Origin of the sequence: Haladaptatus pallidirubidus (assembly GCF_020700235.1) — an archaeon.
GTDB classification, from domain to species: Archaea; Halobacteriota; Halobacteria; order Halobacteriales; family Haladaptataceae; genus Haladaptatus; species Haladaptatus pallidirubidus.
The window spans coordinates 276,770-295,893 of sequence record NZ_CP085305.1 but is presented as its reverse complement, the minus strand read 5'-3'; the positions used below and the strand labels follow the sequence as shown (position 1 = coordinate 295,893).

Annotated in this window: 15 protein-coding genes and 2 pseudogenes; 14 read left to right on the top strand and 3 right to left on the bottom strand. The window is 57.1% G+C overall.

Going from position 1 to position 19,124, the window contains the following annotated elements; all coding sequences use genetic code 11:
* The first annotated feature begins 44 nt into the window (after window positions 1–44).
* From LIX15_RS28275 to LIX15_RS28265, 3 genes are all read left to right on the top strand, one after another.
* Window positions 45–347: a Rossmann-fold NAD(P)-binding domain-containing protein gene (locus tag LIX15_RS28275; RefSeq protein ID WP_227778137.1), complete on the top strand. Its 303-nt coding sequence runs from the start codon at window positions 45–47 to the stop codon at window positions 345–347.
* Entirely contained in the window at window positions 308–874 is a 567-nt protein-coding gene (locus LIX15_RS28270; protein ID WP_227778136.1) for an NAD(P)-dependent oxidoreductase, read from the top strand. The genes LIX15_RS28275 and LIX15_RS28270 overlap by 40 nt, the downstream gene beginning before the upstream one ends.
* Before the next feature lie 69 nt (window positions 875–943).
* On the top strand, window positions 944–2,125 hold the full coding sequence (locus LIX15_RS28265) for an AGE family epimerase/isomerase (protein WP_227778135.1): 1,182 nt from the start codon (window positions 944–946) through the stop codon (window positions 2,123–2,125).
* Window positions 2,126–2,169: 44 nt separating this feature from the next.
* Here the strand turns inward: LIX15_RS28265 and LIX15_RS28260 are convergent, their stop codons facing one another.
* Window positions 2,170–3,357 carry an MFS transporter gene (locus LIX15_RS28260; protein WP_227778134.1) on the bottom strand — a complete coding sequence of 396 codons (1,188 nt, stop codon included), beginning with the start codon at window positions 3,355–3,357 and terminating at the stop codon, window positions 2,170–2,172.
* Window positions 3,358–3,651: 294 nt separating this feature from the next.
* On the opposite strand from LIX15_RS28260, the gene LIX15_RS28255 reads away from it, so the two are divergent.
* Entirely contained in the window at window positions 3,652–4,431 is a 780-nt protein-coding gene (locus LIX15_RS28255) for an SDR family NAD(P)-dependent oxidoreductase (RefSeq protein WP_227778133.1), read from the top strand.
* Window positions 4,432–4,510: 79 nt separating this feature from the next.
* The gene (locus LIX15_RS28250; protein ID WP_227778132.1) at window positions 4,511–5,539 is read left to right on the top strand and encodes an LLM class flavin-dependent oxidoreductase; all 1,029 of its coding nucleotides are present in this window, start codon (window positions 4,511–4,513) and stop codon (window positions 5,537–5,539) included.
* A gap of 334 nt (window positions 5,540–5,873) precedes the next feature.
* Here the strand turns inward: LIX15_RS28250 and LIX15_RS28245 are convergent.
* A pseudogene (locus LIX15_RS28245) lies at window positions 5,874–7,968 on the bottom strand (beta-glucosidase family protein).
* 218 nt (window positions 7,969–8,186) lie between these two features.
* A complete protein-coding gene (locus tag LIX15_RS28240; protein ID WP_227778131.1) occupies window positions 8,187–8,600 on the bottom strand; it encodes a winged helix-turn-helix domain-containing protein in 414 nt (137 codons plus the stop codon).
* A gap of 127 nt (window positions 8,601–8,727) precedes the next feature.
* On the opposite strand from LIX15_RS28240, the gene LIX15_RS28235 reads away from it, so the two are divergent.
* The 9 genes and pseudogenes from LIX15_RS28235 to LIX15_RS28195 all read left to right on the top strand — a co-directional run bounded on the left by LIX15_RS28235 (window position 8,728) and on the right by LIX15_RS28195 (window position 18,989).
* Window positions 8,728–9,276, top strand: a complete 549-nt coding sequence (locus tag LIX15_RS28235) for a DUF8170 family protein (RefSeq protein ID WP_227778130.1) — start codon at window positions 8,728–8,730, stop codon at window positions 9,274–9,276.
* 372 nt (window positions 9,277–9,648) lie between these two features.
* Window positions 9,649–11,013: an adenylosuccinate synthase gene (locus tag LIX15_RS28230; protein WP_227778129.1), complete on the top strand. Its 1,365-nt coding sequence runs from the start codon at window positions 9,649–9,651 to the stop codon at window positions 11,011–11,013.
* 151 nt (window positions 11,014–11,164) lie between these two features.
* A pseudogene (locus LIX15_RS28225) lies at window positions 11,165–12,356 on the top strand (mandelate racemase/muconate lactonizing enzyme family protein).
* A gap of 515 nt (window positions 12,357–12,871) precedes the next feature.
* Window positions 12,872–14,167, top strand: a complete 1,296-nt coding sequence (locus LIX15_RS28220) for an ABC transporter substrate-binding protein (protein WP_227778128.1) — start codon at window positions 12,872–12,874, stop codon at window positions 14,165–14,167.
* Window positions 14,168–14,169: 2 nt separating this feature from the next.
* A complete protein-coding gene (locus LIX15_RS28215; RefSeq protein WP_227778127.1) occupies window positions 14,170–15,084 on the top strand; it encodes a branched-chain amino acid ABC transporter permease in 915 nt (304 codons plus the stop codon).
* Window positions 15,081–16,124, top strand: coding sequence for a branched-chain amino acid ABC transporter permease (locus LIX15_RS28210; protein WP_227778126.1), 1,044 nt, complete (start codon window positions 15,081–15,083; stop codon window positions 16,122–16,124). The genes LIX15_RS28215 and LIX15_RS28210 overlap by 4 nt, the downstream gene beginning before the upstream one ends.
* On the top strand, window positions 16,121–16,876 hold the full coding sequence (locus LIX15_RS28205) for an ABC transporter ATP-binding protein (protein ID WP_227778125.1): 756 nt from the start codon (window positions 16,121–16,123) through the stop codon (window positions 16,874–16,876). The genes LIX15_RS28210 and LIX15_RS28205 overlap by 4 nt, the downstream gene beginning before the upstream one ends.
* A 112-nt stretch (window positions 16,877–16,988) precedes the next feature.
* Window positions 16,989–17,693 (top strand): ABC transporter ATP-binding protein, encoded by a 705-nt coding sequence (locus tag LIX15_RS28200; RefSeq protein ID WP_227778124.1) that lies wholly within the window; start codon window positions 16,989–16,991, stop codon window positions 17,691–17,693.
* A gap of 147 nt (window positions 17,694–17,840) precedes the next feature.
* Complete coding sequence (locus tag LIX15_RS28195) at window positions 17,841–18,989, top strand: NAD(P)/FAD-dependent oxidoreductase (protein WP_227778123.1); 1,149 nt, start codon at window positions 17,841–17,843, stop codon at window positions 18,987–18,989.
* Window positions 18,990–19,124: the final 135 nt, after the last annotated feature.

Genomic DNA, 19,124 nt, shown 5'->3' with positions numbered 1-19,124 from the left:
CGCCGCCGGAACGCCGCACGGTCGAACAACTCGTCTCGCTTGGCGTGCGCGCCTCCGAATCCTGCCTCGACGAGTTCACGAACCTCGAAGAGGCGTTCGTGATGACCACCTCGATGTACAGTACCGACGAAGCGCTCGCGGCCCACTTAACCGACCGGGGCGTGACAGTACACGACCACACCGAGGAGGGGTTCTGGAGCGAATCCGTCGCCGAGTTCGGCATCGGACTCACCATCGACGCACTCAGGCGGATCCCGCAAAAGTACGAGGCGATGAACGGACGCACGACCCGTGGGACGTCGATTTGTTGTCCAACGAAGTACCCGGCGCGCGTGGCCACCAGTTAGCCGACGACCCGAACTTCGTGAGCGGAACCATCGTGAGGAAAAACGTCCGCGTCGCCGGTATCGGTAACATCGGCAGTCGCTACGCATCCACCGCCGACCATCTGGGTGCCGACGTGGCCGCATACGACCCGTTCGCGGACGAACCGTGTTTCCACAGCACCGACGCGCGCCGCGTCCACGTCCTCGACGACCTCATTCGCGATGCAGAAATCTTCGCCCCAACGATTCCGCTCACCGACGCGACGGCGGGCGTGATAACCGCGGATCACATCAACGCGCTTCCGACTGGATCTCTCCTCGTGTTGATTGCTCGTGCCGGTATCTGTGATATGGATGCAGTTCGCGACCAGGTGCTCGCCGACGAACTCGTCCTCGCCGCGGACGTATGGGACGAGGAACCGCTCTCACTCGATGATCCGCTACCCGACCGTGACAACGTCGTCCATACGCCTCACATCGCGGGTCGGACGCGGGACGCGAACGAACGGTGGGCGGAACATCTAGCCGCACACTTCAGTTCGCGCTGACGGACGGGACTTCGCTCGACAACCCAAACTACTCATCTCGAACACCGTATTATTCACATCCCGAAACAGATGACATCACCGAACTATCGAAATCCGTGGGTACTCCAACAGCAGATGCACCGCGTGCTGAACTTCTACTATCCCGACTGTATCGACACTCGGTATGGCGGTTATATCGCCCAACTCGACGAACGGGAGGGGTTCGTCTACGACGGGCGGACGAAACACCTCGTCGCGACCGCGCGGGCGGTTCACAACTTCAGCGTCGGCGCTCTCATCGACGGCCCGGTGTGGTGCGAGACGGCGGCGGAACACGGACTTCACTTTCTCTCGAACCACCACTGGGACGACGGGAACGACGGGTACGACTGGATTCTCGACGGACGGAATACTGCGGACGCAACTCGGTTCTGCTACGGCCACGCGTTCGTTCTCCTCGCAAGTGCCCGGGCCGTCGAAGCGGACGTTCCGGGGGCGGAAGACGAACTGGCACGCGCCTACGGCGTTATCGACGACCGGTTTTGGGAGTCGGAACACGGCCTGTGTGCCGACCGGGCGGACGGACGATGGGACACCGTCGCACCGTATCGTGGCCAGAACGCGAACATGCACACCTGTGAGGCGCTGCTCGCAGCGTACGAGGCGACCGACGAGGACCGTTATTTAAAGCGTGCGTACACCATCGCCGAGGCGCTCATCGAGCGCCTCGCGACCGAAACCGACGGCAAAATCTGGGAACATTACGACCGAGACTGGAACATCGACATGGCGTACAACGAAGACGACCCGCGACACCAGTTCCGTCCGTGGGGATACCAACCGGGACACCACGCGGAGTGGGCGAAGCTCCTCTCGATTCTCGCGACGCACCGCTCCGAACCGTGGCTGCTACCGACCGCGAAGAACCTCTTCGACATCGCAATCGAGGACGGGTGGGACGACGAAAGCGGCGGCTTTTACTACACCGTTGACGGTGACGGCCAACCTATCATCGCCGATAAGTACGGGTGGGCGGTCACCGAAGCCATCGGTGCCGCAGCGTTGCTGGGGCGAACGGACGAGCGGTACCTCGATTGGTACGATCGACTCTGGGAGTACGCCGAACAATACTTCATCAATCCGTCGTTCGGAAACTGGTACGAACGACTCACCCGAACGCACGAACGCGATGATCCAAACCGCGGCGTCGAAGTGGAACCAGGCTACCACCCGCTCACCAATTCGTTCGTCGCGTTGCGTGTCTTCCGATAGCGAAGACGCCGTTCTCGGTCTCCTTCAGGTTCCAGTCGTGGACGTTAGGCGTGTCGTCGAACCCCCACGAGCAACACGGCCGCGGCGAACGTCGTGGCGGCGAGCAACCCCCAGCCGAACCCGTAGCCGCTCGTTTCGATGAGCAGGCCGAACAGTGGTGGTGCGACCAGTCCGCCGGCGTTAATTGCGGTCTGCCCACCGGCTGTCGCTCCGCCGATGTCGTCGGCATCGACGAGCTCCGTGAGACACGCGTAGAAGACACCGGTCGACCCGTGAATCGAGATTCCGAGTCCGGCGAAGAGCACAATGGCGACCGGGAGCGTCCACTCACCGACGGCGAGAACGGCGAAGAGGACGATTGCGACCAGTATCTGTCCGAGCGCAACGGTCGCCGCACCCTTCGCGCCGCCCAGTCTGTCCGCGAGATTTCCGGCACCGATACGCCCGACGCTCCCCGTTATCTGCGTCACTGCGAGTACGATACCGCCAGCGGCGGTGCTCGCATTCACGGCGTCGTCCACGTAGAGGACGGTGTACCCGAGCATCGAAAAGATGGACGCGCCGACGAACAGACCGGCCGTAACGAGTAGGAGATACGCTCGGTTCGTCCGCAACCGGGAGAGGTTCGGTAGCGAAAACTCGCCGCTGCCGCCCGAGCCATCGTAGAGGGCGACGAACCCGAGCGCATACCCCCCCGCGAGCGCCGCGATAACCCAAAACCCGAGCTGCCAAGCGGCGACGGTGGCGACGCCCGTAACTACGAGCGAAGCCGCACCACTGCCCGCGGTGACACCGACCTGCTTCAGTCCCATCGCGAGGCCCTGGCGGCCGTCTGGCGAGCTGGCGACGATGGCGCGATTCGAACCCGGCATCGCCGTTGAGTAGGCGACGCCTAACAGCCCCCCGGCACCGAGAAGGAGACCGTACGAAGGAGCGAGCGACACGGCCACGGCCGCGACGGCGAGCGCGAGGAGTCCGACGGTCATCGTGCGTTTTTCGCCGAAGCCGTCGACGGCCGCCCCGCTCGGAAACAGCATGAGCGTATATCCCAACAGGGTCGCCGTGAGAAAGACGCCGACGAGCGATTCGGAGAGGGAGAACGCGTCGCGGATGAATCCGGTGGCAGCGAAGACCGTGTAGTAACAGAGGCTCGCCGCCGTCTGCCATCCCGTGACCGTTGCCACCAACCGCCAACTCTGCGGGGCGGACACCGACCGTGACTCTGCACTCATTTGATGAATGTGGGGATCTCTACGAACTAAGAATACCGAGTCCGGTCAATCGTTCCGGTATCGTCGTTAGTGGTGTAATCGTTCCGGCGTTCACGCGCGGTGGTGTGCAGCTTCGACTGACTACCCGTCGAGGGTACAGCGTGCCGATTTCGACAACGAACCGTTCATCGATGGTGGAAACTGACGCGTACCATCGCAGTTCGTCGCCAGACTCCGTCGCACCACCGAACCGAACCCTCGATTAACGAACGAGAGAGATAAACGGTTTTGTGAGCGTCGCTCGGTAGTACTCTCATGACCGTTCTGAATGCGTTCAAACTTGACGATCGGACGGCAGTCGTCACCGGTGGAAACCGCGGAATCGGGCGCGCTATTGCGAACGCCCTTGCGGAGGCGGGTGCCGACATCGTCATCGCAAACCGTAACCCGGAGTCGGGGGAGGCGACGGCAGATGAAATCGCGAGCGCGACTGGGGTCGGAACGTTCGCCGTCGAATGCGACGTGACTGACGAGGATGCGACGACGGCAATGGTCGAGCAAACAGTCGAGCGTTTCGGCGGGGTCGATGTGCTCGTGAACAACGCCGGTATCGTCGTCCACGAAGCCATGGAGACGATGACGCTCGAGGAGTGGTACGCAGTCATCGAAACGAACCTGACGGGCGCGTTCCTCTGCTCGCGCGCTGCCGGGCGCGAAATGATTTCGAACGACGGCGGCGTCATCGTGAACGTCTCTTCCATGTCTGCGTTTCTCGCCAATCACCCCCAGCGGCAGGTGGCCTACAATGCCTCGAAGGCGGGACTGGAGGGGTTCAAGAACCAACTCGCTTCGGAATGGGCTGAGTTCGGTATCCGAGTGAACAACCTCGCACCCGGATACGTCGCAACCGACAACGCGGATCAGGGTGCACAGGTTGCCGAGAACGCCGTCGAAACCTGGGAACGCGAGATGTTACAGGATAGGATGGCGTCGCCGGAGATGCTCGGTCCGACGGCGGTGTACCTCGCGAGCGACGCCTCCGCGTACATGACCGGGGAAACGGTCGTTCTCGACGGAGGCTACTCCGTGCGGTGAACGGCCCTGAGGTTAATTCCCAAGGAACTCTTCCTGCTGGTAGCCCAAACGTTAACCGTCATAGCCCCTGCCATCGGATATGGAGCTCTCTATCGTCGACCTCTCGCCGGTTCCCGCCGACGGCACTGCGACCAACGCCTACGCGAACACCGTCAAAACCGCCCAGCAGGCGGATCGACTCGGTTATTCTCGATTCTGGGTCGCCGAACATCACGGGATGGCGGACACCCTCGCGGGGACGACGCCCGAGGTATTGCTCGGACACCTCGCCGCCGAAACCGACTCGATTCGACTCGGGTCTGGGGCGGTGTTGCTCAACCACTACAGCCCGTTCAAGGTCGCCGAGCAATTCGGTGCACTGGACGCGCTCGCACCCGGACGTATCGACGCGGGCCTCGGCCGGGCGAACGGTTCACCGGCCGTCGACCGCGCCCTCGGGACGGAACGCCACGTTCAGAATCCGGATACGGACCACGCCGAGAAAATCGAGGCCGTCGTCAACCACCTCTACGACGACTACCCCGACGGGCACGACTACGGCGACTTGGAGATTCCGCGCTCGGGCGAGGATGCACCCGTTCCGTGGGTGCTCGGGTCGAGTCCGTCGAGCGCTGCTATCGCGGGCAAACTCGGCCTTCGCTACTGTTTCGCGGCGTTCATTCGACCGCAGTTCGCCACCCGTGCATTCGAGGAGTACCGCGAACACTTCCAACCGTCGCGGCTGGCCGGTAGCGTCGATGACCCGCACGGGATGATTGCGCTGAATGCAGTTTGCGCCGAGACCGACGAGGAGGCGGCGCGACTTCGAGCAGTGGCCGAGGCGTCGTACAAGCGGATGCGACGTGGCGTCGTTGGAACCAGACCGTCAATCGAGGAGTCCATCGACGAACTCGGCGGCGTCCCCGAGCGGACGCCTGCGACGCTCGAATCCGACGAGTGGCCGCGGGCGATTTCCGGAAGTCCCGAGACGATCGCCGGTCTGTTAGAGCAACTCGCGGGCCGCGTCGGCGTTGACGACGTGATGATTCAACACGCCGTCACCGATCAGGACAATGCGCTCCGGTCTCACGAATTACTGGCCGATGGGGTCGGACTTACACCTCGCTAGCCGAGGCGCTTGATCGGGGATACCTCCACCGTCGAACCGTTCGTCGCGTTTCACGGACTGGATGAACTCTTCGCAGTTCTTTACATGTAGGAAAGGTGGTAGAGGTCGTGATGAGTAGTGTTGAGCTCATAGTTTTAAACGACGGCTACAATACGTGGTTGATGAAATAATCATTCATGAATGAATGTGGTTGATGAACATAATTGTGTTCACTACTGAACTCATGTCTTGAACCAGATGACTGTCGCCATCGAACGTACTACCCGAATAGCCGTTTTCGAGGAGATGACGACGCGAAAAAATCCGAGTAACACGCCGTCCAGCGGCGGGCACATCACCGCGTCGTGACGACTTCGAACCGGATGTCGTGGGACGACCGACCAACCCCGACGTTGTACTGGCCGGCATCGACGACCCACCCCTCGTCCTCGTCGTAGCGGCGGAACGCTAAATCGTCGAGCGAGACGTCGACCGTATTCGTTTCGCCGGCGGGAATCTCGACGGTGGCGAAACCGCCGAGTTCCTGCACGGGTCGGCTGATTCCGTCGATTTCCGGCGGCGAGACGTAGGCCTGAATGATTTCGCGACCGTAGCGGTCGGTGACGTTTTCGACGGCGACGCGCACCGTCTCGTCGTCGATCATTCTGGCATCGCGATATTCGAAGTCGGCATAGGAGAGGCCGTGACCGAAGGGGTGTAGGTTGGTTCGAGGTTTACGGCGTCGAAATGGCGATAACCGACGAAGATTCCTTCGTCGTAGTGGACGACGTCACCGCCGCCAGGAAACGTTCGCTCCTCCGCCGTCGGAAAGTCGTTTTCGGGCGCGAACGTGACAGGAAGACGGCCTGCAGTGTCGGCGTCGCCATATAGCATCGCAGCAACCGCGCCGCCGTCGGCTTGGCCGGGATACCAGGTCTCAAGGATAGCTGCGACATCGTCGCGCCACGTGAGGTCAATGGGCCCGCTGGACTGGACGACGACCGTGCAGTCGTTCACCGCGGCTACCCTTTCCACGAGTTCGTCCTGGTCGCCAGGAAGGCGGAGGCTCTTCCGGTCGATCGCCTCGGACACGCTGTCGCGCACGACGACCACCGCAGCGTCAGCGTTCGCGGCCGCTTTTGTCGCAGCTTCGAGGTCGGTCTCATCGGCGTCGTCTATGCGATCATCGCTCTCGTTCGAGACGTCGAAGAACGAGAATTCCTCGATCTCGAGGATGCTTTTCTCGACGCTCACGGCACCGTCCGCCCGGTCACGGATACCGTCGGCAGTTGCGGTCTGCTCGAACGGGGTTATCTCGGAGGAGCCCCCACCGCCCAGCATTGCCGTTGTCGCACTTGAGCCGAGAACCGCCACGTCGGTGTTCGTATCGAGGGGAAGCGTTCCGTCGTTCGCATGGAGAACCGAACCCCGGCAGGCGATAGAGTCGGCGAGAGTGCGGTGTTCAGGTGCGTCGAGTTCACCGTCCCTGGAGTCGTCGTCGAACAGACCGATGCGGTTCATCTGGGTGAGGATACGCGCGACCATATTATCGAGGCGCTTCTTGGGCACGTCGCTGCGCTCGATCGCCTCGCCGAGCGGTTCGGCGAACAGTCCCGTCTTTGTAGCGTCGGGCATACCGTCGTGGTCTTCGAAATCGAGCGAGTCCTCGATGCCGAACGCCGACCGAAGTTCCTCCTGAGAAATTCCCGGCATTTCGAGGTCGAGGCCGCCAACAGCGGCCTCGACAGTGTTTTCGGTTCCGAACCAGTCGGAGACGACGTATCCGTCGAATCCCCATTCGTCCTTTAAAATCTCGGTGAGAAGGTGATGATGTTCGCTCATGTGGGTGCCATTGACGCGGTTGTACGAGGTCATCACAGACCCGGTCCCTGCGTCAACAGCGACTCGGAACCCTGGGAGGTACAGTTCGCGGAGTGCACGCGTGCTCACCTCCGCGCTGACGATTGCGCGGTTGGTTTCCTGGTTGTTCGCTACGTAATGTTTCGGCGTCGCAATCACGTTTTCGGAGTGCAAACCCTCGACCACCGCAGCGGCGAACGCTCCGGAGACCAGCGGGTCTTCGGAAAATATTCGAAATTCCGACCGCAGTGGGGCGTCCTGATAACGTTAAGCCCCGGACCGAGGAGTGCGTGTTGCCCGTGAGCTTTGGCCTCGCGTCCGAGTGCAACACCCTGCCCACGCGCGAGGGCGGTGTCGAACGTCGCCGCGAGGGCGATCGGTGCGGGAAACGTGGTCGATGGTCGTCCCGGGACACGCACCCCAAGCGGCCCGTCCGCGAGTTTAAATTCCGGCACGCCGAGCCGTTCGACACCGGGAATGTATCCCGTCGTCGTCTTTTCTGGGTCGACGGCACCGTGGACGAGTCGAAGCTTTTCTTTCAGCGTCAGTGCCCGGACGATATCGTCGATGGCGCTGCCACTCCCTGACATAGATGTGTCGAAGTCTATTATACGCTACTTAATCATTAGCATTGGTTCAGATTTCGACGCGAATGAGAACAGAATCACAGCGCTGCCTTGAGGATTTGCTGGGCGGGACTGCACCGCCGACGCTGCCTCCGAGACTGTGCTCGCTGGCGTGCGTTCTTTGTTGGCTCGGTTTCTCCTCTCCCCCGTTCAATGGTGGAACCGGTATGGTCTGCGTCTGATTACCTGTCATCGGGTCGGGGAGCGTTTTCGTACTTGACCATCTTATCGGGTTTGTCAGAAATCGTCTCGTAGATGCGTTGGAGGGTCTCCTCGGCTTCGAGGAGATTGTGTGCCTCGAGGAACGCACGGCCCTCGTCGGTCAGCCCGTAGAACTTCCAGGGGTATCCTTGCCGACGCCGGTCGTCCGAAAGCGCGACCTCGTTCACGATGCCAGCGTCGATCAGCTTCTGAATGTGCTTGTAGACGGTGGCGTCGCTGACACTGGGGTTGAGCTGCTCAAGTTCGTACATCGATGGGAGTTGCTGTGGATGTTGTAGGATGTTGGTGACGAGTGCAAACCGCGTCTGCTGAGTTACGAAATGCACCAATTCGCGGGCTTCTGCGCTGCCACCCGTTCCCAAGTCGGTACTCATACTACCAGTTACGCATCGACGCGACAAGTAGTTTACCCTGAGGTAAACTAGTCCAGAGTAAATTACTGTGATTGACTCGGTAACTTACTTCATAAACACTATATTACTCACGTTATCTGCGTATAGTATGCCCGACGAAGAGTCGCCGGTTCCGGAGGAGGTTCTCACGAGCGCGACTGAACAACTTGACCAGGATACGCTCTCGCTGGCAGACAACGAAGAAATTATTCGGACGTTAGGCGAACTCACACCCGTTTACGAAAACGACCGCTCGTACTTCGTTCTCGGAAACTACGATCGAGAGCCAATCCGGCGACTGAACCTCGTGACTGACCGACTGAACCGTCGTGAGGGCGCCTATGCGTTCCGGATGGTCGACATCCGCGGTGAATGGGACAATAGCATCCAGAAGTTCTGTCTCATTGCCGACCTCGTCACCTACCTCGTCGGTGTCGCCGAGAAAGATCCCAGCGACTTCCTCGTCGAACAGGGACTGCTCGTCGGTACCACCGAGTACTTCTCGAAGAGTTACGTTCTCAAACGCGAGTATGAAGACGAAGTTCGTCCGTTCGGGTGGATGCAAGACGGCGTCTTCGACCTTTTCGAGAACGAGGGACGGCTGTATCGGTGGCGAACAGACGAAGACCTCCTCGAATCCGCCGAATCGCTTCCGTGACCAAACGCACGCGCGGCGACGAGAGTGACCGCCAACCCGTCCAGCGTAGCAAATGTGCGATTCTCTCCCGAGGGCGGCGGTTTCGGTTTCAAAAATTTCTTCGAACCGACCGCGGTTCAATATCTTCATTTCGAATCGAGTTCCTAACCCATATCGTTGAGAATCGCTTTTCTCGTTGCTGGTTTCATATATAAATCGACTAACCTACATTCGTAACGTTAGTGAATCAGACGTCAAAGCGCAGCGTACCCGTCCGGATGGGTAAAATCGCGCTCATCGGAGCACGTGACCATCACAATCGTGTACTGGTCGCCGATTTTTGGCAGCCAAATCGTCACCAATTTGTAGGACGGGCGCCGACGTAGTCCTGATATGACAGTCACTATCATCGGATCGCAACTGGGTGACGAGGGCAAGGGTGGCGCTGTCGACCTTTATGGCGAACCCGCCGATGTTGTCGTTCGGTATCAGGGCGGCGACAACGCCGGCCACACCGTCGTTTTTGATGATGAAAAGTATAAACTCTCTCTCCTCCCGTCGGGTGTCGTCCGAGGGAAAGAATGTGTCATCGGCAATGGCTGCGTTGTCAATCCCGAGACCCTTTTTGACGAACTTGACGCCCTTCGAGAGCGCGGATTGAATCCGTCCGTTCGCGTCGCCGAGCGCGCGCACGTAATCTTCCCATACCACCGCATCATCGACGGAATCGAAGAGAACGACAAAGACGACCTCACCGTGGGTACGACTGGGCGAGGAATCGGTCCGACCTACGAGGATAAAGCCGCCCGGTGCGGAATCCGTATCGGTGATTTGCTCGAGCCGGAGACGCTTCGTAACCGACTCGAATACGTTGTTCCGAAGAAACGAGCGACCGTTGAGGGTTTCTTCGAAGCGGAAACGGACGAGGCGTTCGACGTAGACTACCTCTTCGAAACCTACCGCGAATACGGCGAGCGTCTCGCGGAAGAGGATATGACTATCGACTGCGGTGCCTATCTCTCACGGCGAATGGATGCGGGTGACGAATTGATGTTCGAAGGTGCACAGGGGACGCTCATTGACATCGACCACGGTACGTACCCATACGTTACCTCCTCGAATCCGTCGGCGGGTGCGGCCTGCACCGGAAGCGGACTCGGCCCGTCCGTCATCGGTCAAGGCGAAGTCATCGGCGTAGTAAAAGCATACACCACGCGTGTCGGAAACGGTGGAATGCCGACCGAACTGGCTGGTGTGGAAGGACAGACGCCTGGCTATGAAGGCGGCGCGAACACCAGTGAGGAAGAGGAGAAACTCGCAACGCACATCCGCGACGAGGGTGGCGAATACGGGACGGTTACCGGCCGACCACGCCGCGTTGGGTGGCTCGACATGTCGATGCTTCGCCACGCGACTCGTGTTAACGGCTTTTCGGGCATCGTCGTAGGCCACATCGACGTCCTGGCCGGTCTCGGCGAAGTAAAGGTTGGCCACAGTTACCAGTTTGACGAAAGCGAGATGAAAACCGTTCCTTCGACGACCAAGGGGTGGGAACGCTGTGCGGTCAATTACAAGCAGTTCGATGGCTGGCCGGACGTCGACTGGAGTGCAGTCGCGGAGGAAGGATACGAGGCGATACCGGAGAACGCCCGTAGCTATCTAGAATACATCCAGGACGAACTCGATACGCAGATATACGCCGTTGGCGTCGGCCCGGCGCGCGAGGACACTGTCGTCATCGAAAACCCATACGAGTAACGCGGTCGTCCGGTGTCGATAGGCTCGACACCAATCAGTTGCTTCGTTGGTCGCCTGTGTCAGACAACAACATCTGCCCACATCGACTCGTCCCGACATTTCTCGATCGGTTCCCTATCTATATTTCGATCGGATTCTAGTTTTCAGATGGATAATAATCGAGAGCGTAAAGGCGCACGCCGTCGAAGTTCCCGTTGTCCCGCTTGAACAGGAAGGTATCGCCCCATACGTTACCAACCACGGTCAGGTAGACGAAATGACCAGGATTTTGGTGAGGGTGAAAACGGACGAGGGTATCGTTGGTTGGGGGAGATGCGAAAGTTCCTGTCCCCATCGGCCACGATTTCCGTCATCGAAGACGGCATCGCTCCATGGGCCGTCTGTCATTCACCGTTCGAGGTCGAATCACTACGTCGGTAGATGTTCATCGAGTACACGAATGCCGATATGTTCTTTTCCCCTATCGAGGTCGCGTGCTGGGATATCGTCGACAAAGCACTCGATAAACCCCTGTATGAGTTGCTCGCCGGCTGGACGACGCCGGATGTCAACGAGCGTGGTGGCGAACCGGGGGAACGGAACAGCAACAACGCTAATGCCGTTGATGTCGCATACTGTCTCGGGATTCTCTCACCCGAAGTGTCCGCGACCGTGCGGCACGGGTGCTTAATGAGGGTTACTCGACGCTAAAAACGAAAGCCGGTCGTGATTGGAAACAGGACGTCGAGCTCGTTGCCGCCATGCACGACGAAGTCGACGGGGAACTCGAATTCCGACCCGACCCCAATCAGGGGTGGCGACTCGACGAGGCAGTTCGAGTCGCCTCCTCGCTTGCGGACCGTGGTATCTATCTCCAGTACCTCGAACAACCGATTCGGGTGAATGCCCACGGGTCGCTCGCAAAACTCCGTGAACGCACACCGCAACCGGTCGACCCAAACGAGGACACGTATATCGCACACAATCTCACGGAGTTAATCCGACGGGACGCAATAGACGTTGCAGTTCTTGATATGACGCCAGCAGAAGGCATCACGGCGGTTCGGCAACTGGCTAACATTGCAGAGGCGGCCGGAATTCCGGCCATCCACCACTGCGCTTTCGACTTAGGTATTCGAACGGCAGTCATCGTTCACACTGTTGTGAGCGTTCCCGGATTCGACTTGGAACCGGATACCGTCTATTACGCGTGGGAAGACGACGTTCTCGTCGACAACCTCACGCTCGAAGGCGGAGCGATTACCGTTCCGGACGAATTAGGACTCGATATAGAAGTAGACGACGGGAAAATTGACGAGTACCGCATCGGTAGAAATCGATTTGTAGTGGTCGGGTCGCCGTGATATTCGATTTTGTTCGGCGTCGAGTTCAACGACGCGCTGTTCGAACTCCTCAATTCGTCGGTCTACTTCGTAACAGCCGGAGCCGGAGTATATCACAATCTGTTCTCTTCTCGATCAGGATGATTCGAACAGTAGTGTTGTGGGAGGCGAAAAAGTCGTATTCTGTGAACAAAAATGACCCATCACGTAACGGTTGTACTTTTGTTCAGGCGTGATGAGTCACTTCCGAGGATGAACAATTGTTCATCCGATCGCCTGGAAACTGCTTCGCGGACCGATCATATCGCGTCGTTCCGCGTAAAGAGCGTGAGTTCTATAGCGACTGTATCGAGCGTATGCCCGATAGGCACGAGATGGTTCAGATTTCTCTATCCTTGGATTATTTATAGATGTTATCTTTACAATAAGATAGGTCATTTCCTAAGTGACGATTAGAACCTTACCAAAAATAATAATAAATTTCCAATTATAGGGAGGGAAAGCTATATATCACTAGTTTGTTCATCTCAAGTGTGATGATACCAAATGGCACAGAAGGCGTAGATCGTCGGACATTTCTCAAATTTGCTGGCGCTAGCGGACTCACCGCCACAGCCGGTTGCCTCGGGTTTGGGGAAAGTGGTAATTCGGATACAATCGTCTTCGGACAGCCTGCAGCACAGACTGGCCAATGGGATTTTCTCCAGCCTGGAATCTCTCAGGCTACTGACGTAGCTGTTGAGGGTATCAACAGCGCTGGCGGGCCGTTAGACTCCCAGTTAGAGGTAATTCGGCGTGACACCGCCGTCAACCCACAAGAGGCTCGGTCAGTGGTCACCCAACTTCTCGATAATGACGATGCAGTGGCTCTTCTCGGGCTATTTTCTAGCGAAATCAACCCGCTGTTCAATTTTTTGCAGGAACAACAGACACCTATCGTGACGCCGTGGCCTGGGTCAAATTTCCTCGATACCCGGGGCGGTGACAAAGGAACCCCGGAAAATATTGACGACGATGAATGGATTTGGCGAACCGTTATTAGCGACACTGTTCACACTGCCGGTGCTGCAAAGCGCGCACTTGAGCAGAATCATAACACGATTGGCGTTATAAATGGTACCACAGAAGGGGCACGAAGTTGGGCTGATGGCTTTATAACGTCCTATGAGAACGGTGGCGGGACGGTCGCAAACCAAGTTGAGGTCAGCCAAGGGGAATCAAGTTACCAGTCTGCCCTCGACCGATTGTTTGGAACTGACTTCAGCGCATTTGCCGTGAGCATCCCCCTGGAAGATGCAATCACCCTACTATCCGATTGGGCCGACGGCGGTTACGGGCGCCAACCCATCCTCTCGGATCCACTCTCACAGAACGAACTCGCCAAGCAGGTCGGTAGTGACCTCAATAGCGCATGGGCCGCTAGTCCAGGCCAGTCTGGGCCAAGCTATAATACTTTTCTTGAAACATACAAGGGTGCAGATGGTAATGCCGAACTCAACGCGTGGACAGCTCCAGCATGGGATGCTATCCAAGTTACTGCATTAGCCGTCGAAAGAGCGGGTGAAGCAAGTACAGAGGCAATCGAAAAAAATCTTGGACCAGTTACCCGCGGTAATGGTACTGAAGTTGCCTCGTTCGCCGAGGGAAAGGAGGCGTTAGGAAATAACGAGGAGATCGTTTACCGTGGTGCGGCAACATCTATGAGCTTTACCGACTTCGGGAATGTGTTTGGGTCGGTGAATATCAACACCGCACAGAATGGAAAGTTCACCCAACAAGAGGTCATACCGGCAGAAGACCTGCGCGAGTTTGTCAGCGAAGATCAGTACTAAATATGGGACTCGCACAGAATATCATCTTTGGCCTTGTAACTGGTTCGTACATCGCAATCGCCGCAATAGGTTTTACCCTTATATATGGGATTGTGAACATGATAAACTTCGCCTATGGCGAGTATCTCACCGTCGGAGCATTTGTCGGTGTCGTCACTGCTGGTATGCTCCCGCTCCCGCTACCAGTTGCAGTATTCGTTGCAATGGTTGCTAGCGGTCTCGTCAGTCTCATTCTCGCTCGGCTGTTCTTCACTCCAATCAACGAAACCGGTCCTGTGCCGATGCTGCTGACATCGATCGGATTAGGGCTGGTGCTACGGAACGTTATTCGCCTGACTGCCGGGAGAAGCGGACGCTACTTTGACACCGAGGTGGCGACATTCAGGGTAGAGAACTTGCCGGATCTTTCAGTTGGATCGGTAAATCTACTCGGCGACCTGTTTGTTACCACCCAACAGCTCCTGGTTATCGGAAGCGCAGTCATAGTCTTCCTCGCGTTACACATATTGTTGACACGTACGGATGTCGGTATCGCGATGCGAGCGATGGGCGATGACGAAAACCTAGCCCGTGTCCGTGGCATCAACACGCAAATGATTCGAGATAGCGTCTGGGTGTTGGCCGGAGTACTCGCGGGGCTAGCGGGAGTCCTCATTGGTGTCCAGACAAATGTCAGTGCCGGGACTGGCTTCAATCACATTCTACAGATATTATCCGCTGCCATTCTTGGTGGTGCAGGGAGTCCATATGGTGCCATTGCAGGATCGTACATTATCGGACTCATGCTGGCGCTGTCGGTAGCGTTCCTCCCCTCGGGGATGACCGGCATTTCGTCAGCTATTGCATTCCTCGTTCTTGTGGTCGTTCTGCTGATTAAGCCGAGCGGTATCGCGGGCCAAGAGGTACGAGAAGCATGAGTGTTGCCGATCGCCTCCCCAAGAGTGATTCGGAACGAGCACTCCTAATTGGAAGCATCTGCATCTTATTGGGGGCGCTACTCACGCTCACCCCCCTACGTACGACGCTTCCGAGTGGGCTCTACGTCTTTTTTGAGGTTGGGATCCTGTTTGTTATCTACGGAATACTAGTGTTGGGTCTCAATCTCCAATACGGCCATACAGGGCTCGTTAATTTCGGCCACGTGGTCTTTTTCGCCGTCGGCGCGTATACGGTGGCGATGTTGTCAGCACAGGATACCTTCGCCGGTATCGGCCTAGGGTACCCCTGGCCGTTGACACTGGTAGTCGGCGTAGTCACTGCGGCACTACTCGGTGCTATCGTTGGCGCTACCTCTCTCCGTCTGCGAGACGATTTCCTCGCCATCGCAACGCTTGCGACCGCGGAAATATTTCACACACTGTTCATCAATTTCCGAGGAATATTCGGCGGCAACGTCGGTATTCTTGGCGTGCCACAGCCGGTAAAGGATCTTGCTGGCGATGGTGATACCACACTGTTAGCAACTCTCCTGCTCATTGGCGGTCTCACCGCGGTGACGTTTACCGTAGTGACCCGGTTGACCAACGCACCATATGGGCGGGTATTACGGGCTATCCGGGCAGATGAACTGGTCACACGGTCGGTCGGCAAGGCCACGTTCACCTACAAGATGCAAGCGTTTGTCTACGGTGCAGCACTTGCAGGCCTTGCTGGCGGTCTATTTGCGCTCTACAATGGTGCGGTAGCCCCAGGGTATTTCACCATTCAGGTAACGGTGACTGTCTGGATCGGGATGCTACTCGGTGGTGCCGCTAACAATCGTGCGGTGCTAGCAGGTCTCGCGATTATCATGGGTCTTCGCCTGCTATCACGGTTTGCGCTTGGTGTTGCCCCAGTGTCCGCTGATGCATTTGCTTCCATTCGACTCATCGTAGTCGGCATGATATTAATAGCCGTCATTCGCTACCGCCCGGCTGGTATTTGGGGCAACGCTAAAGAGCTGGGGGTGGATTCGTGACACTACTCGGTGTCGAGGGTCTTAGTAAGGAATTTGGTGGTCTTCGCGCGCTCAACGAGTTGTCGATCTCCGTTGAACGTAAGGAGCTCGTCGGTGTGATGGGTCCAAACGGTGCAGGCAAGTCAACGTTTTTCAATTGTATCAGTGGTGTCGTATCCCCCGACGATGGTCGGGTTATCTTCGATGACAAGGACATCACTGGTAACTCACCCGAGACGCTCGCCCAGGCTGGACTCGTTCGGACGTTCCAGCATACGCGGGAACTGGAAACGATGACGGTTCGCGACAATGTACGGCTCGCCGCACCCGGCCAACCTGGAGAGCGTACAATCCCTGCACTGTTGCATACCGAGTCGATGCAGGAACAAGAACAGAAGGTTCGTCGTCGCGCAGACGAACTGATCGAAGCGTTCGAACTTGATCATCTCGCTGACGAGTACAGTAGTAATCTCTCTGGTGGGCAGCGAAAGCTACTTGAAATGGCTCGGGTGCTGATGCTCGACCCGGAACTCCTCTTATTGGATGAACCCTTTGCAGGAGTGAATCCGACGCTGACCCAAGAAATCGCCGATCATATTCGTGACCTCAATGACGAAGGTATGACCATTGTCATCATCGAGCACGAACTCGAAACGCTGACCGAACTGGTTGATCGTCTCATCGTCCTTGAGCAGGGACGTCTTCTTGTGGAAGGTGTTCCTGAGGAAGTGCTGTCCGATGAGCGCGTTATCGAAGCCTACCTTGGAGAGTGACAATGGATATACAATACACCGACGAACGTACTGAAATGCGACTGCAACTAAATTCCATTCACTGGTCGCAGTATGTGTCCAGTATCATTCAATCGAAGAAGGAAGTGATCGCATGACGCTGCTTGATGTTTCACAACTCGATGCTGGTTACGGCGATCTGCAGATACTCTTTGACATCGATCTCCATGTTGATCCTGGCGAATATGTTACCATCGTTGGGCCAAATGGTGCTGGCAAGTCCACGGCGATGAAAGCCGTTTTTGGCATCGCCGACTGTCTCGGCGGCAGCATCACCTTCGATGGAACGGATATTTCTGATCTTCCGCCTGAATCGGTAATTCATAACGGGTTGAGCTACGTACCTCAAACGGCGAACATTTTTCCCTCACTAACCGTGACGGAGAACCTCCGATTGGGGGCCTATATTCTCGATGACATCCCGGAGGACCGCCGTCAGGCGGTCTTCGACCGCTTTCCGATTCTCGCAGAACGTCTCGACCAGAAGGCCGGGACGATGTCCGGCGGCCAACAGCAGATGCTTGCAATGGGCTGTGCACTGATGCTCGATCCAGACCTCCTCTTGCTGGACGAACCTTCGGCCGGTCTTGCACCAGATCTCGTCACAGAGATGTTCGACCGTGTGGACGCAGTTAACGAGGCTGGAACGGCCATTTTAATGGTCGAACAGAACGCCAAGGAAGCATTACGACGCTGTGACCGTGGCTACGTGCTGGCACAAGGAGAGAATCGCTACGAAGGCTCCGGGAATGAACTGCTCAACGACGAGGAGGTTCGCAGGCAATTTCTTGGCGGCTGACTGCACCAATTAGTCACATCCGCTATCAGGTCCTTTCGATTGCTGGCGGTCGCACCGATCGGTGTTTTATGCCTCCCTTTGCCAACCGCTATCATGACATATGCTCACAACAAACTTATTTCGCGGCGGCATACTGTGTCTTTACATATGGACGTCGTTGTTATCGGAGGAGGGATTGTCGGCTTATCATCTGCATACTACCTTGCACAAGCGGGCATGAATGTCACTCTTTGTGAGAAGGGTTCCATCGGAATGGAAAGCACCGCCCGCTCTGCTGGCGGTATCAGGATGCAATTCTCGACTGATATCAATGCTCGTTTGTCATTGGCAAGCCGAGAAGTCTGGGATAACTTCACTGAGGAATTTGGAGTCGACATTGCTTATCGGAAGTCTGGTTATCTCTTCCTTGCGCGTACTGAGGAGACAGCAACGCAGTTCCGTGAAAACGTTGCGATGCAGAACTCTCTCGGTATCGAAAGCAAGTACCTCTCACCGTCAGAGGCTGTCGATTACTGTCCGGGCCTTTGTTCAAATCATTTTGTTGGCGCAACCTACAATGCGAGGGACGGCTATGCGGATCCAAACCTAGCCGTGCAGGGGTATGCGACGAAGGCACGTGAACTCGGCGTCAACATTCAGACGAAAACAGCCGTTCGTGATGTCCTTACCGATGAATCGGGTGTCACAGGAGTTGAGACGGACGCTGGGAAACTCAATGCAGATTACGTCGTTAATGCTGCTGGCGCATGGTCGGCTAACCTTGCCACGATGGCGGGAGTTGACCTTCCGATCTACCCGCGCCGACGACAGATAGCGATTGTCGATCCGACACAGCCGATTCCAGAAGACCATCCTTTGACTATCGACCTTGACACCGGGTCATATTTCCGCCCAGAACGGGATGGGGCAGCAATCGTCGGCGGTCATTTCGATGACGAGGACGCTAATGTGGCTCCAGACGCCTATTCAGACTCAATGGCTATCGAGTGGGCAGCCACTGCTGTCGAACACGCAGCGAACTACACAGCGTACTTCGACGGCGATTCGCGCATCCGGAGGGGATGGGCGGGATTGTACGCAGTGACGCCCGACCACCACCCCATCATCGAGGAAACCATCCCCGGATTTGTCACTGCTGCTGGGTTTTCGGGGCATGGTTTCCAGCATGCTCCGGCGACTGGGAAGTTGGTCGCCGAACTGTGTGTTGATGGCAAATCTTCTCTTGTCGATATTGATCCGTTGTCAAGTCGTCGTTTCGAACGTGATAGCGAGTTCGTCGAACAGAATGTCGCCTAAATCTCGCTTTATTTGTAGATATTACAGACGTCTATCTTTGAATCTGGTCGGTTACCGATTGCCATTGTGTTGGCTCTTGCTAGTCAGAAGCACGAAAGCAATCAGGGACAGCGCTGCTGATACAGTTGAAAATCG

Bases quoted from the DNA above. Each gene is read 5' to 3' on its own strand.
- LIX15_RS28250 (WP_227778132.1), top strand. From the start codon at position 4,511: ATGGAGCTCTCTATCGTCGACCTCTCGCCGGTTCCCGCCGACGGCACT.
- LIX15_RS28210 (WP_227778126.1), top strand. From the start codon at position 15,081: ATGAGTGTTGCCGATCGCCTCCCCAAGAGTGATTCGGAACGAGCACTC.
- LIX15_RS28220 (WP_227778128.1), top strand. From the start codon at position 12,872: ATGATACCAAATGGCACAGAAGGCGTAGATCGTCGGACATTTCTCAAA.
- LIX15_RS28235 (WP_227778130.1), top strand. From the start codon at position 8,728: ATGCCCGACGAAGAGTCGCCGGTTCCGGAGGAGGTTCTCACGAGCGCG.
- LIX15_RS28260 (WP_227778134.1), bottom strand. From the start codon at position 3,357: ATGAGTGCAGAGTCACGGTCGGTGTCCGCCCCGCAGAGTTGGCGGTTG.
- LIX15_RS28265 (WP_227778135.1), top strand. From the start codon at position 944: ATGACATCACCGAACTATCGAAATCCGTGGGTACTCCAACAGCAGATG.
- LIX15_RS28255 (WP_227778133.1), top strand. From the start codon at position 3,652: ATGACCGTTCTGAATGCGTTCAAACTTGACGATCGGACGGCAGTCGTC.
- LIX15_RS28230 (WP_227778129.1), top strand. From the start codon at position 9,649: ATGACAGTCACTATCATCGGATCGCAACTGGGTGACGAGGGCAAGGGT.
- LIX15_RS28240 (WP_227778131.1), bottom strand. From the start codon at position 8,600: ATGAGTACCGACTTGGGAACGGGTGGCAGCGCAGAAGCCCGCGAATTG.
- LIX15_RS28200 (WP_227778124.1), top strand. From the start codon at position 16,989: ATGACGCTGCTTGATGTTTCACAACTCGATGCTGGTTACGGCGATCTG.
- LIX15_RS28215 (WP_227778127.1), top strand. From the start codon at position 14,170: ATGGGACTCGCACAGAATATCATCTTTGGCCTTGTAACTGGTTCGTAC.
- LIX15_RS28195 (WP_227778123.1), top strand. From the start codon at position 17,841: ATGGACGTCGTTGTTATCGGAGGAGGGATTGTCGGCTTATCATCTGCA.